The organism is Candidatus Hydrogenedentota bacterium, assembly GCA_018005585.1.
Taxonomy (GTDB): domain Bacteria; phylum Hydrogenedentota; class Hydrogenedentia; order Hydrogenedentales; family JAGMZX01; genus JAGMZX01.
In genome coordinates, this window is the sequence record JAGMZX010000014.1 from 35,204 (window position 1) to 49,601 (window position 14,398).

At 64.4% G+C, this 14,398-nt stretch carries 11 protein-coding genes; 6 read left to right on the top strand and 5 right to left on the bottom strand.

Annotated elements, in window-relative coordinates; all coding sequences use genetic code 11:
• Positions 1-95 precede the first annotated feature (95 nt).
• From recO to glgX, 6 genes are all read left to right on the top strand, one after another.
• Entirely contained in the window at positions 96-839 is a 744-nt protein-coding gene (gene recO / locus KA184_04165; GenBank protein ID MBP8128752.1) for a DNA repair protein RecO, read from the top strand.
• Positions 830-2,659 (top strand): translation elongation factor 4, encoded by a 1,830-nt coding sequence (lepA, locus tag KA184_04170; GenBank protein ID MBP8128753.1) that lies wholly within the window; start codon positions 830-832, stop codon positions 2,657-2,659. Before recO ends, lepA begins: the two co-directional genes overlap by 10 nt.
• On the top strand, positions 2,659-3,543 hold the full coding sequence (gene lepB / locus KA184_04175) for a signal peptidase I (GenBank protein ID MBP8128754.1): 885 nt from the start codon (positions 2,659-2,661) through the stop codon (positions 3,541-3,543). The genes lepA and lepB (KA184_04175) overlap by 1 nt, the downstream gene beginning before the upstream one ends.
• A gap of 100 nt (positions 3,544-3,643) precedes the next feature.
• Positions 3,644-5,152, top strand: a complete 1,509-nt coding sequence (lepB, locus tag KA184_04180; protein MBP8128755.1) for a signal peptidase I — start codon at positions 3,644-3,646, stop codon at positions 5,150-5,152.
• A gap of 19 nt (positions 5,153-5,171) precedes the next feature.
• Entirely contained in the window at positions 5,172-6,248 is a 1,077-nt protein-coding gene (hemW, locus tag KA184_04185; protein ID MBP8128756.1) for a radical SAM family heme chaperone HemW, read from the top strand.
• A 197-nt stretch (positions 6,249-6,445) separates the two neighbouring features.
• Positions 6,446-8,512 (top strand): glycogen debranching protein GlgX, encoded by a 2,067-nt coding sequence (glgX, locus tag KA184_04190; GenBank protein ID MBP8128757.1) that lies wholly within the window; start codon positions 6,446-6,448, stop codon positions 8,510-8,512.
• Between the two features lie 3 nt (positions 8,513-8,515).
• Here glgX and KA184_04195 read toward each other — a convergent pair whose 3' ends face one another.
• From KA184_04195 to KA184_04215, 5 genes are all read right to left on the bottom strand, one after another.
• Positions 8,516-9,418 carry a PspC domain-containing protein gene (locus KA184_04195; GenBank protein MBP8128758.1) on the bottom strand — a complete coding sequence of 301 codons (903 nt, stop codon included), beginning with the start codon at positions 9,416-9,418 and terminating at the stop codon, positions 8,516-8,518.
• Between the two features lie 155 nt (positions 9,419-9,573).
• Positions 9,574-12,207 carry a DNA mismatch repair protein MutS gene (mutS, locus tag KA184_04200; GenBank protein ID MBP8128759.1) on the bottom strand — a complete coding sequence of 878 codons (2,634 nt, stop codon included), beginning with the start codon at positions 12,205-12,207 and terminating at the stop codon, positions 9,574-9,576.
• Between the two features lie 101 nt (positions 12,208-12,308).
• The gene (locus KA184_04205) at positions 12,309-13,250 is read right to left on the bottom strand and encodes an SDR family oxidoreductase (protein ID MBP8128760.1); all 942 of its coding nucleotides are present in this window, start codon (positions 13,248-13,250) and stop codon (positions 12,309-12,311) included.
• 23 nt (positions 13,251-13,273) lie between these two features.
• Entirely contained in the window at positions 13,274-13,939 is a 666-nt protein-coding gene (locus KA184_04210) for a cytidyltransferase (GenBank protein MBP8128761.1), read from the bottom strand.
• A gap of 110 nt (positions 13,940-14,049) precedes the next feature.
• Positions 14,050-14,398, bottom strand: a 349-nt coding sequence (locus tag KA184_04215) for an ATP-binding cassette domain-containing protein (protein MBP8128762.1), incomplete at its 5' end; no start/stop codon positions are given.

Below are 14,398 nucleotides of genomic sequence, written 5' to 3' on the forward strand. Positions count from 1 at the left end.
TGCGCGCCTTTGAGCACCGGTGGTATCATCGTTCTGGTTTGACTCGCCCGAGTTTGCAGTTGCCTGCCCCCCGAGATCGAGAGCCGGAGGTCGCCGTGCCGCAAGAGCGAACGGAAGCGGTGGTGTTGCGTGGGGTCGACTTCAGCGAGTCGAGCCGGATTGTGACGTTCTTAACGCCCGGCCGGGGCCGCATGTCGTGTCTCGCGAAAGGCGCGCGGCGCAAGAACAGCCCGGTGGCGGCCGCGCTCGACACGTTCAATCGCGTCGAACTGGTGTATTACTGGAAAGACGGGCGCGGCGTGCAGAACCTGGGCGAGGCGACGCTGCTGGACGCATATTCGGGGCTCAAGAGCAACCTCGAAAAGAGCGCCTACGCCGCGTTCGCGCTGGAGTTTGCCGCCAAGGCAGCGCATGAGAACGACCCGTCGCAGGGTCTGTACGCAGCCTTGACCGGCGGTCTGGCGTCCATGGCTGCGTGGCCGGGCGACGCGCGGACCCACGTGTGCTGGCAGGTACTGCGGCTCCTGCGCGAAGCCGGGTTTGAGCCTGTGCTCGACCGATGCGTGCGGACCGGCGCGCTTGTGTCCGAGACGCCGGGCTTTGCGTACGAAGGCGGCGTGGTAGCGCCGGGCTGCCATGCGGACCGGCGCCTGTCGCGCGAAACGTATGCCGCGCTGCGCGCGCTGGCCGCGGCGCGCGGCGTGTGCCCGGAAATCCGCGCGCCGGCCGATGCATTTATCGTGCTGCGCCAATATGCGGCGCGGCAGTTGGAGGCGGAATTCCGCAGCGTGCGGGTGATAGAAGAAATGTTCGGAAACGGCAGGTCTGAATGCCCTTGAATATGCCGACACCCCAGGAGCGCATACGCAACTTTTGCATTATTGCGCATATCGACCACGGGAAATCGACGCTGGCGGACCGCCTGCTCGAATTCACGGGCACGGTCGAACGGCGCAATTTGAAAGAACAGACGCTCGACACGATGGACATCGAGCGCGAGCGCGGCATCACGATCAAGGCGGTGACCGTGCGCATGACCTACCGCGCGCGAGACGGGCAGGAATATGAACTGCACTTGATCGACACGCCCGGGCACGTGGACTTTTCGTATGAGGTGTCGCGCAGTCTCGCGGCGTGCGAAGGCGCCTTGCTGCTCGTGGACGCGGCTCAGGGCGTGGAGGCACAGACTCTCGCCAACGCGTACAAGGCCATCGACGAAAACCTCGAGATTATCCCGGTCATCAACAAGATCGATTTGCCCAACGCGGACGTGGACGATACCCGCCGCCAGATTGAGGACGTGCTCGGCCTCGACGCCGAAGAGGCCGTCCTGACCAGCGCCAAGGAAGGCGTCGGCACGGCGGAGATTCTGGAGGCGGTCGTGAAGAAGGTGCCGCCGCCGTCGGGCCGGCCGGATGCGTCGTTGCGCGCGCTGGTGTTCGATGCGGTGTACAACACATACCGCGGCGTTATCGTGCATATCCGCATCGTGGACGGATCCGTGCGTAAAGGGCAGCGCATCCTGTTCATGTCCACGGGGAACCGGTATGAGGTCGACGAGGTGGGCGTGTTCCGTCCGCAGGACACGCCGCACGAGGCGCTCGGCGCCGGGGAGGTGGGCTACCTCATCTGCAATATCAAGACCCTTGACGACACGAACGTCGGCGACACGATTACGGACGCGCAGGACCCGGCGCGGGAGCCTTTGCCCGGCTATGAGGAAGTGAAGCCGGTGGTGTTTTGCGGCATGTACCCCGCCGTGGCGAACGACATCGACGAATTGCGCGACGCCCTGGAAAAACTGCACCTTAACGACTGCTCGTTCGAGTTCAAGGCGGACAGTTCCGACGCGCTGGGCCTGGGGTTCCGGCTCGGGTTCCTGGGCCTGCTGCACATGGAGATTATCCAGGAGCGGCTCGAACGCGAATTCGATCTGACGCTCGTGACCACCGTGCCGAACGTGGCCTACCAGGTGCGCAAGACCGACGGCGCGCTGCTCGTGGTCGAAAAAGCCTCGCAAATGCCGTCCGCGGGCGAGATCGAGGTCATTGAGGAGCCGTACATCGAGGCGGACATCATGTGCCCGACCGAGTACGTAAGCCCGGTGATTGAACTGTGCAAGCGCAAGCGCGGCATTCACGTGCGCGTGGATTACATCGACAGCAAGCGCTGCCTGGTCGTCTATCAGATGCCCCTGGCCGAGATCGTGCTCGATTTCTACGACAAACTGAAATCGTACACGCGCGGCTATGGCTCCTTTGATTACCGGATCATCGGCTACCGCGCGGGCGACCTGGTCAAGCTCGATATCGCGCTCAACGGCGAGCCGGTGGACGCGCTTTCGGCCGTCGTGCACCGGGACCAGGCGGAGCGGGTCGGGCGCGCGCTCGCGCAGAAGCTGCGGCGGCTGATCCCGCGCCAGCAGTTCGAGGTGGCTATCCAGGCGGTTATCGGGCGGCGCATCGTCGTGCGCGAAACGATCAAGCCGGTGCGCAAGAACGTGACCGCCAAGTGTTACGGCGGCGATATCACCCGCAAGCGCAAATTGCTCGAAAAGCAGAGAGAGGGCAAGAAGCGCATGAAGCAGGTCGGGGCGGTCGAAGTGCCGCAGGAAGCGTTCATGGCCTTATTGCAGGTGAATGAGGAAGCGGAGCGCTAGTGTCCGTCCATCACGAAGACGCCGGAGACCGAAGGCCCCTTTGGGTGCGCCTGATACAGGCGGTCACGGGCCCGTGGACGCGGCGCAACCTGCTCGGCTGGCTCGCGGTCCTGGGCCTGTTCTTCTTCCTGAAAGGCTGCGTGATCGACCAGTTCACTGTTCCGACCGGCTCGATGGAGCCGACCATCCACGGCGACCCGAATTTCTTCAAAGGCGACCGCGTGCTCGTGAACAAATGGCTGTATGGCCTGCGGATTCCCTTCACCACGAAGTGGCTCTGCCACTGGGGCGCGCCCGCGCGCTGGGACATCGTCGTGTTCCGCAATCCGGACCCCGGCAGCCCGAACCGGTTTCTGGTCAAGCGCGTTGTCGCGCTGCCCGGTGAGCGCGTGGTGCTGCACAATGGCAAGGTCACCATCAACGGCGAGGAAGTCCCGTTTCCGGAGGATATGCCGGCCGGCGTTTATTACGTGAACAACGTGGATGTACAGGCCATGATCACCCGCTGGGAGGACTCGCTGGAACAACGCGCGTTCCTGAGCATGGTGATGAGCGAGCACCCGATGCGCTACGGCGTCGAGCTTGCCAGAGGCGTCGCGCCCGCCGATGCGTTCTGTGTCGTGCCAGAGGATTGCTACTACGTGCTCGGGGACAACAGCGTCAGCGCGGGCCAATTCAGCATTGACAGCCGCGTTTGGGGCTGGCTTCCGCGCGAGAATATCCTGGGGCGCGCGTTCGCCGTCTGGTGGCCTTGGGACCGCCGCCGCGATTTCACGGGCTTCTCGCGCACCTGGTGGGGCATGAGCCTGTTTTACGGAATACCGGCGTGCATCGTGGTTTTCGAAGCAATTCGCCTGACCAGACGGCGCCGCGCGCGCCAATGACGGTTGGCGTGGGAAAAGGGGATTTTCACGAGCACAATGCGGTATTCTTTGATGCTCCTGCATCATAATGAGTCTTCAACCGGATTTACTGCCAAGCAACATGTCAAGAAAACAATCGGACAATTCTCAACAGCCGGGGAATGAGCAGGTGGTCGTGAGCGGTTGGCTGGTCGGCGGCGTAATCGTGCTGATTGGCGGCGCGCTCTTTTACTTCGGGGGCAAGTATGCCCGAATCAGCGGCTTTGACTGGGTGCAAATGGGCGGCGTGTTCTTCCTGGCCATCGGCGCCATGGTGATGTTTTCGGGAGACATCACCCGGGCGAGCGCCATCGAGTGGCTGCGAAGCCTGGGCATTGCCGTCGGCATCGCCCTGCTCATCCGCTGGCCTATCGCGGAGCCGTTCCGTATTCCTTCCGGGTCGATGCTGCCGACGTTCTACGGCGAGGAAGGGCTTCTCAAGGGCGATCGCGTGTTCGTGAACAAGTGGGTCTACGGCGTGCGGTACCCCTTCATGAACAAGCGCATCTGGCACGGTCGGCCGCCGGAACGCTGGGACATTGTCGTGTTCAAGGCGGTGGAGCCGAACGCGGAACACCCGACGCTGGTGAAGCGGATCGTCGGCATGCCCGGCGAGCGTATCAATATCCACGGCGGAAGGGTCTTTCGCGTGTTCCGGGAAGGCGAACCGGTTCCCGCCCCGGAAGCCGCGCCCGACCTCGATTTCGTCTCGGCGGAGCACGTCGAGCGGCCGGGCGCCGCGCCCGAGCTCCACGTGCCCTTGCGCATCCCCGATTTCATGCCGCCGGACCAGGAATACGTCGCGCCGCCGGGCTACATGTCCGGCATGATGTACGGCATCCGGCCTGAGGACAAGTACGCGCTGATTCCCGAGGGCCACTACCTGCTGCTTGGCGACAACAGCCGGAACAGCCGCGATGGCCGCTACTGGGGCTGGGTGCCGAATGAGAACATCGTTGGCCGCGTCTCGTGCATCTGGTTTCCGCCCGCGCGCTGGCGTGATTTCACGGGCTTCTCGAAGACCTGGTGGTGGCGTTCCCTGCTGGCGGTGCTGGGTGTGCTGCTGCTCGTTCGCTTGCTGATTGGCCGTTCCTATGCCGTGCACGCGGACAATGGAAGCGGGGTCGAGCATGTCTACGTGGATTTCCTCGGGCTCGGCCTGCGCATTCCGTGCACGCGGTTCTGGGCCGCCTACTGGGGCCGCGTGAGCCGAGGCGACACCGTGGTGTACTGGGCACGGCCCGGCGAGAGTGCGGAACCCGTCCTGTTGATTGGCCGTGTTGCCGGTCTGCCGGGCGAGAAAGTCGTCATCGAAAATGGACGGCTGCACATTGACGACGTGCCCGTGGCGGCTCCCGCCGCGCTGGCGGAGGCCCGTTACGTCTTGAATAGCCCGGAGGCCAAGTACGGGCGGTCGAAAAGCAAACAGCATTCCGTCGTGCCCGAAGGCCATTATTTCGTCCTGGCCGACCATGACGAATCTGACCAGCCACTGGACAGCCGCACCGTCGGCTGGGTGCCGCGGCGCGCGCTCGCGGGCAAGCCCCGCGCGGTGTGGTGGCCGCCGCGCCGCTGGCGGCGCATCCGCTGAGGGCCGTACAATCGTTCTCATGTTCGGCATCTATATCCACATCCCGTTTTGCCGGACGATCTGCCCCTACTGCGATTTCGTGCGCGAGCGCGCCCCGGGCGCCGTGCCCGAGACCTATGTCGGCGCCTTGTGCCGCGAAATCGCGCAGTTTGAAGGGCCGCAGGCCGCGAGCAGCGTCTTCCTGGGCGGCGGGACGCCCTCTTTGCTGCGCGGCGAATCGCTCGCGCGGATTCTTGAGGCCCTGAAGCGCCGGTTCTCGCTCGATGCGCCGGAAATCACCCTCGAGGCGAATCCCGACGACGTGACCGGGGCGCTGGCGCGCGCATGGCGCGATGCAGGGGTGAACCGTGTCAGTCTGGGCGTGCAGAGCTTCGACGACGGCGCGCTGCGTTATCTGGGGAGGCGGCACGACGCGCGGCGCGCGCGCGCGGCGTGCGAGACCGTGGCAGGTTTCTTCGAAAACTGGGGCATGGACCTGATCTTCGGCGCGCGGCCCGTCGAGGCTTGGGGCGATACGTTGCGCGCGTGCGTTGACTTGGGCCCGCCGCACGTTTCGGTTTATGGCCTCACGTATGAGGCGGGCACGCCCTTCGAGAGGCGCGCCGCGGACGCCGTCGAGCAGGACGAATCGCTCCAACTCTACCAGGAAGCCGAGGCGGCGCTCGCGGATTACGGTCACTACGAAATCTCGAACTACGCGAAACCCGGCTTTGAAGCACGGCACAACCTCAGGTACTGGCGTAACGAAGAATACGCGGGATTCGGTACGGGCGCGTTCTCGTTCGTGAACGGGGTGCGCGCCCGGAACCACGCGGACACGCGCGCTTACATGGCGCGGCCCGGCGAGAAGAGCGAGGCGCTGCGCCTGACCGCACGCGAAGTGCGCGTCGAAACGGTGATCCAGCATTTCCGCCTGCGCGATGGCTTGCCCAAGCAGTACTATCGGGACCGTTTCGGCGGGGAGGCGCGCGACGATTTCGGCCCGCCACTGGATGAGTTGATCCAGCGGGGGCTGGTCCGCGAGTTCGAGGGCGCATACCGGCCTACCCCCGAAGGCTTCTATCTCAACAACGAGATCGGGCTCGCGCTGGTGTAGCGGCGCGGTCCGAGAGACGGAAAGGGACGGCAAGGCACTGAGAGACAGGAGATAGGCGGGCGCAGGAAAACCAACGGGTTCTGGAGGCGCTGCGCTCCCGGCGCGCCTCGAGCAGAGGCATTTCCCTTGATCCCCGCCGCTTGCGCGTCGCACAATACGCTTCCATCGGATGCTGCCGGGTTGAGGCCGAATGGACTATGCCTCCAATTGACACTTCACGATTGCGCGTCACGCCGGGGCGCCTGTTCCCGCTCGGCGCCGTGGTCTATGAAACAGGCGTGCGCTTTTCCATCTTTTCGCGCCACGCGAAACGCGTGTGGCTGGCCCTCTTTGAAAACATCAAGGATGCAAAGCCCGCATGGGAGTTTGAATTCGACCCGCAGCGCCACCGGACCGGCGACGTCTGGTCCATATTCGTACGCGACCTGCCCGAGGGCATCTATTACAAGTATCGGATGGAGGGTCCCTACGAACCGTGGGCGGGGCACCGGTTCCGGTCCAACATCTACTTGCTTGATCCCCACGCGAAGGCGTTTGCGGGCGATATCCACGATGGCACGATGAAGTGTGTCGTGGTGCATGAAACGCTCGGCTGGCCCGATTCCGCGCGGCCGCGCACGCAGCTGGCGTCGTCCATCATTTATGAGACGCACGTGCGCGGGTTCACCCGGCACGCCTCCTCCCGCGTGGAGCATCCCGGCACGTACGCGGGTCTCGTCGAAATGATTCCGTACCTGCTCGATTTGGGCGTGACCGCGGTCGAACTGCTGCCGATTCAGGAATTCGGCGAGACCTGGCTGGGCCGGTGCAGCATTGCGACGCGCGACGAACTGAAGAACTACTGGGGCTACAGCAATATCGGCTTTTTCGCTCCCGCGGGCCGCTATGCGTGCAGCGCCGTCAATCGCGAGCACATCGACGAATTCCGGGAGATGGTGGGCGCGCTGCACGGCGCGGGTCTCGAGGTGATCCTGGACGTCGTCTTCAATCACACGTCGGAGGGGGACGGGCGCGGGCCGACCCTCAGTTTTCGCGGGCTGGACAACAGCATCTATTACATCCTGGACGAGGCAGGCGACTACCTGAACTTCTCCGGCTGCGGCAATACCGTGAACTGCAATCATCCCGTCGTGCAGGACTTCATCGTAGATTGTCTGCGCTATTGGGTCGCAGCCATGCACATCGACGGCTTCCGCTTTGATCTGGCGTCGATTTTCGGACGCGACCGCAAAGGCAATCTGCACTACGAGACGCCGCTGATCGAGCGCATCGCCGAAGACCCGGTCTTGCACGAAACCAAACTGATCGCTGAGGCGTGGGACGCCGGCGGTGCGTACCAGGTGGGCGCGTTCGGCAATACGCGGTGGGCGGAATGGAACGGGCGCTACCGCGACGACGTGCGCCGGTATTGGCGCGGCGATTGGGGTACGCGCGGCGCGTTCGCGTCGCGGCTTTCCGGCAGTTCCGACCTGTATCAGGATGACGGGCGCACGCCCGCGCACAGCGTCAATTTCGTGACGTGTCACGACGGGTTCACGCTGCGCGACCTCGTCTCGTACAACCAGAAACACAATCTGGCCAACGGCGAGAACAACCGCGATGGGCTCGATGACAACTTGAGCGACAACTGCGGCGCGGAAGGGGATACAGACGACCCGCGCATCAACGATCTCCGGAACCGCATGCAGAAGAACTTCCTCGCAACGCTGTTCCTTTCCGTGGGAGTGCCCATGCTCCTGCACGGCGATGAGATGGGCCGCACGCAGAAGGGCAACAACAATGCCTATTGCCAGGATAACGAAGTGTCCTGGCTGGACTGGTCCCTGACGAAGCGGTACGGAGACCTGCTTTCGTTCTGCCGCAAACTGATTCAATTCCGGAAAGCCAACCCGGTCTTCCAGCGTGATGCCTTCTTTACGGGCAAGCCGGAACGCGAAGGCGGCGAGCCCGACCTGCGGTGGGTCGACCCATCTGGCGGTGCACCATGGTGGGACGCTACCGATACGCCGATCGGCTGCGTGGTCGGCGCGGCGCAGAACGGCGGCACGAGGCTTTGTCTGCTGTTCAACAACACGCGCGAGGCCGTGGTGTTCACCCTGCCGCCGGGCCGGTGGTCAATCCGCGTCGCTACGGCCGCGCCGCCGCCCTATGACATCGTGCATCCGCTTCCGGAACACGCCCGGTGGGTGCGCGCGCAGACCACGCTCGCGCCGCGCTCGATGGTGGCGCTATCCCAGGCAGCGGAGGAAGCGGCGGGGCCGTAACGCTCAGGGGAGGAACCCCTGAAGGGTCTCGAGGTTCCCGGCGAGGTCCATGATTACGCCGGTGATAAAAGACGCGACCCCGAACGCGAGCGCCGTGCCGTAGACCGCGAGGCCCGCATGGCCGGCCTTCTTCAGGCTCTGGTCCCATCCGTTCGCGAGAGGCAGGCTGCCCAGGATGGCCAGCGGCACGCAACAGGCAAGGGCCCAGAACAGCATGCCGCCCGCCTGGTATTCGATCCAGCCCCAGGACCCCACATCGGGGAAGGGGCGCTTGAGGAACGTTTCATGCGCGTAGCGCAGCAGGTCGAGCAGGTAGCCTACGCCGAGGTGCAGCGCCACGGCAATGATCAGAGTCACGGTCACGTTTACAAGGATGGGAAACACGCGCACGGGCGGCAGCGCGCGCGGCCCGGCCACAATGCGCAAATACGCGAACAAAAGCAGGTACGTCACGAGCGCCAGCGATATCGTGAAGAGGCCCAGGGTAACGCTGCTCCAGTCGCGCAGCGACGCGATGGTCAGCAGGCTGAGCGCGGGGCCGCCCAGGCAGACCAGCAGCCCGACCAACCGCAGCATCCAGGGCTCGACGCCGATCTTCGCCGCCAGGCCAGCGCACACACCCAGCCAGACGCGGTCGCCTTCGGGCAACAACACGCGCGTGTCGAATTCGCCGGAAGCCAGCGACTGCGCCTGTTCCTTCGGCGTGCCGAAGCGAGCGAGCGCGGCCGCGACTTCGGCGTCGCCGATGCGATCGCGGCCCGTCCCTTCCAAGGCGCGGTAGAGGTCCGTACGCAATTGCGCGAGCGCCTGGTCCCGCGCCTCGGGCGAGAGGTTCTGGTCGAGCGCGGCCGCGACGTCACGCAGGTAGTCAGTGATAAGCACGCCCTGTTGCTGGGTGAGTTTCATGCTGCGGCCCCCGCGTCCAAAGTGCCGGTCCTCCAGTCTCTTCCTTGATGCGCCTTCCGTGCGGAGTATACACAATTCCAGGCGGGCATTTGCAGACTGCCGGATGCCGGGGTCTGAATTCTCAAATCTGAAATCTCACATGCTCCGGCTCGCCGCTATGCAGGGCCCTTCTCGTGCCGGGGCGTACGGAGCATATGCTTGAGATGATAGAGCAGTTCGTGCGCTTCCTTGGGGCTGAGCGCGTCAGGGTCGACGAGTCCGAGTTCGCGCTCAACGGGGCTGGGCTCGGGCGGCGTCTGGGGCCCGAACAGGTACATTTGCTGTGGCAGGCCGGCCGACACGGGGTTGCCCGCTTCCAGGGACTCGAGTATGTCGCGCGCGCGCCGGATTACCTGCGGCGGCAATCCGGCGAGTTTTGCCACCTGGATGCCGTAGCTGTGGTCTGCTCCGCCATCGACGATACGGTAGAGGAACACCACCTTGTCGCCCCATTCGCGCACGGCGACGTTCAGATTCTTCGCGCGTTCGAGCTTCTCGCCGAGTTCGGTCAACTCGTGATAGTGCGTGGCAAAGAGGGTTTTCGCGTGGATATGGTCATGGATGTGTTCGGCGACGGACCACGCGATGGAAATGCCGTCGAAGGTGCTCGTGCCGCGGCCGATTTCGTCGAGCACGATCAGGCTGCGAGCGGTCGCCGCGTTCAGGATGTTCGCGGCCTCGGTCATCTCGACCATGAACGTGCTTTCGCCGCGCACGAGGTTGTCCGATGCGCCGACGCGCGTGAAGATGCGGTCCACCACGCCGACCCGGGCTTCCGCCGCGGGCACGTAGCTGCCGATTTGCGCCATCAAGACGATGATTGCGACCTGCCGCAGGTAGGTTGACTTTCCGGCCATGTTCGGGCCGGTGACTATTTGGAGCGCGGCCGTTGCGGGGTCGAGAAGCGTATCGTTGGGCACAAAATCGCCGCGCGGCATCAAATCCTCGACGACCGGATGCCTCCCGTCGCGGACGTGGACCGTGTCCCCGTCGTCCACCGCGGGTTTGCAGTAGCCCTTGTGTACGGCGGTTTCCGCGAGTCCCGCGAGCACGTCGAGCGCGGCCATTGCGTTTGCCGTGCGGCGGATGCGCCGCGCCTCGGCGGCGACGCGCCCGCGCAGCGCCGCGAAGAGGTCGTACTCCAGCTTGCACATGCGCTCCTCGGCCGTGACGATTTCCTCTTCGCGCGACTTGAGCGCCGGCGTTACGTAGCGTTCCGCGTTGACGAGCGTCTGCTTGCGCTCGTAATCCGGCGGGACCAGGTGTGTGTTGGCGCGGCTGACCTCGATGTAGTAGCCGAACACCTTGTTGTAGCCGATCTTGAGGTTCTGGATGCCCGTGCGCTCCGTTTCTTCCTTCTTCAGCGTCGCGATCCAGTCGCGCCCGCCGCGGACAAGGCCGCGGAGCCGGTCCAGTTCGGGGTCGCAGCCGTCTTTGAAGATCCTGCCTTCGTTGAGCGCGAGCGGCGGTTCGTCGGAGAGGGAGGACTCGATCCACCCGGCCACGTCCGCGAGTTCGTCGATTTCTTCCCGCAGTTCTCGCAGATACGGAACCTGCGCCGCCGCGATTGCGGCGCGCAGCCCGGGCGCGCGGGTCAGCGACGCGCCCAGCGCCTTGAGGTCGCGCGCGTTGCCCGTTTTCGAGGAGATGCGGCCCAGCAACCGCTCGAGATCAGCGACGCCACGCAGCAAATCACGCAGGGTCATGCGCAATTCCGTGTTGTCATGCAGCGTCTCGACCGCGTCAAGCCGCGCGCGGATGGCCATTACGTCGACGAGCGGATGGAGTATCCAGTGGCGTAACATGCGCGCGCCCATGGGCGTGAGCGTGCGGTCGAGCACGCCGAGGAGCGTGCCATGCTTGCGCTTGTCGGCGAGCGACTCGATCAGTTCGAGGTTGCGCTGCGTGTTCCCGTCGAGCACGACGTAGCCCGCGGGGCTGTACCGGCGCGGATATTGCAGGTGCGGCGCCATGTCACGCTGCGTCTGCTTCACATACGCAATAGCCGCGCCCGCCGCCGCCGTGGCAACCGGCGCGTCTTCGAGGCCGAAGCCCTTCAGCGTGCTTACGCCGAAAAAATCAAGCAGCAGTTCGCGCGCGGCCTGGGGATCGAAGTCCAGTTCCGCGCGCGGCGTGAACGTTGCCGCGGCATGCCGCTGGCGCAGGCGCTTGAGCGCGGCCTCGTCCATGTCGCGCGCGATCAGCACCTCCGCGGGGTTCATGCGCGTGAATTCGTCGGTGATCGCGCGTTGCGAGTTGCCCTCGGCCTGCGCGACGAGAAACTCCCCCGTCGAGATGTCGACGAACGCGAGGCCGGCATTCTCGTCGTGCAGCGCCAGCGCGCACAGGTAATTATTCGCCGTCTCTTCGAGCAGTTCCGGTTCGATGACGGTGCCCGGCGTGATGGTGCGCACGACCGCGCGCTTCACGATGCCCTTGGCTTCTTTCGGGTCCTCCATCTGGTCGCACAGCGTGACGGTGCGCCCGGCCTTGAGCAGGCGCGCCACGTACGCGTCCACGGCCCGCGCTGGCACCCCGGCCATGGGCACGCGCCGGTCTTTCCCCGCGTCGTCGCGCGAGGTCAGGGTCAGGCCGAGCAGTTCCGATGCCTCGAGCGCGTCCTCAAAGAACAATTCGAAGAAGTCTCCCATGCGGAAGAAAAGAAGGGAATCGCCGCATTCCGCCTTGGCCTGCAAATACTGGCGCAGCATGGGCGTAACGCGGTGGGGGGAAACCTCTTCGAGCTTCATCCATTTCTCGGGCATAGGCTCGTATTATACGGATTCGGGGCCGGCGGAGACACAAGAGGCGGGCGCGCCCGCGCGAGCATACGGCGCGCCCGGGGTGCGCATTACCCCTTGCGCAGGAGTTCGTCAAAATAGGCAATGGTCGGGACCAGTCCGTCGCGGAGGGGTACGGTGGGGCCCCAACCGAGTTTCTCCTTGGCCAAGCTGATGTCAGGCCGGCGCCGCACAGGATCATTAGGCGGAAGTTGCCTGAAGATGAGTTCCGACTTGGATTCGGTCAACTCGATGACCATCTCGGCCAGTTGGCGGATGGTGAACTCGCCGGGATTGCCCAGGTTCACGGGCCCGGTGAAGCCGTCGGCATCCATCATGCGGATGAGCCCGTCGACGAGGTCGTTCACGTAGCAGAACGAGCGGGTCTGGCTGCCGTCGCCGTAGATGGTGATGGGTTCGCCGCGCAGCGCCTGCACGATGAAATTGCTGACGACGCGCCCGTCGTTGACGAGCATTCGCGGTCCGTAGGTGTTGAAAATGCGCACGACGCGGATGTCGACCTTGTTCTGCATGTGGTAGTCGAAGAACAGCGCTTCGGCCACGCGCTTGCCCTCGTCGTAGCAGGAGCGCGGCCCGATGGGATTGACGTGGCCCCAGTAGGATTCGACCTGTGGGTGAATCTGCGGGTCGCCGTAGACTTCCGACGTGGACGCCTGCAGGATGCGCGCGCGCACGCGCTTGGCCAGCCCGAGCATGTTCAACGCGCCCATGACGTTTGTCTTGATCGTCTTCACGGGGTTGTACTGGTAATGGACGGGCGACGCCGGGCACGCCAGGTTGTAGATGCGGTGCACCTCGAGCATGACCGGGTTGATCACGTCATGGCGTACCAGTTCAAACTTCGGATTCTGCAGCAGGTGCGCAATGTTGTCTTTGCGCCCCGTGAAGAAATTGTCCAGACACAACACTTCCTGGCCCCGCGCGAGCAGGGCTTCACAGAGATGCGAGCCGATGAAACCGGCGCCGCCGGTAACGAGGTTCACGTATGCCACGGAAAGCCTATACTCCCCTTTGTTTACAGTCCCGCGCGCAGCGGCAACAGCGCTTCCGCCATGCGCAGGTCTTCGTCCGTCTTGATAATGACGCCCGCGAGCCGGTCGACCGGAAAGAACCCGATACGGCCGGAATAGGTCGCGGTCCTGCCCGCGTCCGCCGCGGCCAGATACGTCGCGCGGCGCCAGCCGGTGATGCTCCAGGGGATGCGCTGCACGGGCTTCAATTCCTGCGAATTGGTCTTCGCGTCGAAGCTGAAATTGACCGGCTGCCCTTCATAAGCGCACTCGATCTGTTCGGGTGTGTAGCACAACATCGTATCACAGCCGCTTTCGGTCATGCCTCGCACGAATTCCCGCGCCTGGTCCGCGGTCAGGAGCGGCGCGATGGAATGCACCTGAAACACGCGTTCACAGGGGTGTTTCATCAGGAACTCGTAGACAAACTGTTCACTCGTAGCCACGTGGTCAGCCAGTTCCGCGGGCCGCCGATGAAAGGAAACGCCCTCGGCCGCGGCGATGTTCCCGAACGCCAGGTCCTCGGAATTGACCCAGATTTCGTCGAAACATGCGGCGTCTTTGCATTTGCGTATGGCGCGCGTGATCAGCGGCACGCCACCGAGTTCGCGCAGGTTCTTCTGTTTCAGCCGTTGGCTGCCCATTCGGGCGGGAATCATGGCGATATTCATAGGAAACCTCGAGCATGCCTGCTACGGCCGATATCAGGTCAGGCGGTCAGGCGTGCATGACTTCAAGTGTATGAAAAGACGCATTCGCCGCGTCAGCCGTTCGCCCAGGCTCAATCGAACGCAGGGGCCGCCTCGTCCGGATTGCGCGGATAGGCCTTGCCTTCGTGCAGGTGAACGCAGCGGTGCGCCCGTCGCGCCAGCGCGTCGTCGTGCGTCACCAGGACGAGCGTGACCCGTTCCGTGGCGTTCAGTTGCAGCAGGAGATCGATGATGCCTTCTCCGGTGCGTTCGTCCAGGTTGCCCGTGGGTTCGTCGCCGAGCACGATGGTGGGCTTGTTGAACAGGGCGCGGGCAATCGCGACGCGCTGCTGCTCGCCGCCGCTGAGCTTGCCCGGCTTATGCGTCATGCGGTCCGCGAGCCCGGCCTTTTCCAGGAGTTCCGCGGCGCGGTCGCGCCAC

Bases quoted from the DNA above. Each gene is read 5' to 3' on its own strand.
- glgX (MBP8128757.1), top strand. From the start codon at position 6,446: ATGCCTCCAATTGACACTTCACGATTGCGCGTCACGCCGGGGCGCCTG.
- lepB (MBP8128755.1), top strand. From the start codon at position 3,644: ATGTCAAGAAAACAATCGGACAATTCTCAACAGCCGGGGAATGAGCAG.
- KA184_04195 (MBP8128758.1), bottom strand. From the start codon at position 9,418: ATGAAACTCACCCAGCAACAGGGCGTGCTTATCACTGACTACCTGCGT.
- lepA (MBP8128753.1), top strand. From the start codon at position 830: ATGCCCTTGAATATGCCGACACCCCAGGAGCGCATACGCAACTTTTGC.
- mutS (MBP8128759.1), bottom strand. From the start codon at position 12,207: ATGAAGCTCGAAGAGGTTTCCCCCCACCGCGTTACGCCCATGCTGCGC.
- hemW (MBP8128756.1), top strand. From the start codon at position 5,172: ATGTTCGGCATCTATATCCACATCCCGTTTTGCCGGACGATCTGCCCC.
- KA184_04210 (MBP8128761.1), bottom strand. From the start codon at position 13,939: ATGAATATCGCCATGATTCCCGCCCGAATGGGCAGCCAACGGCTGAAA.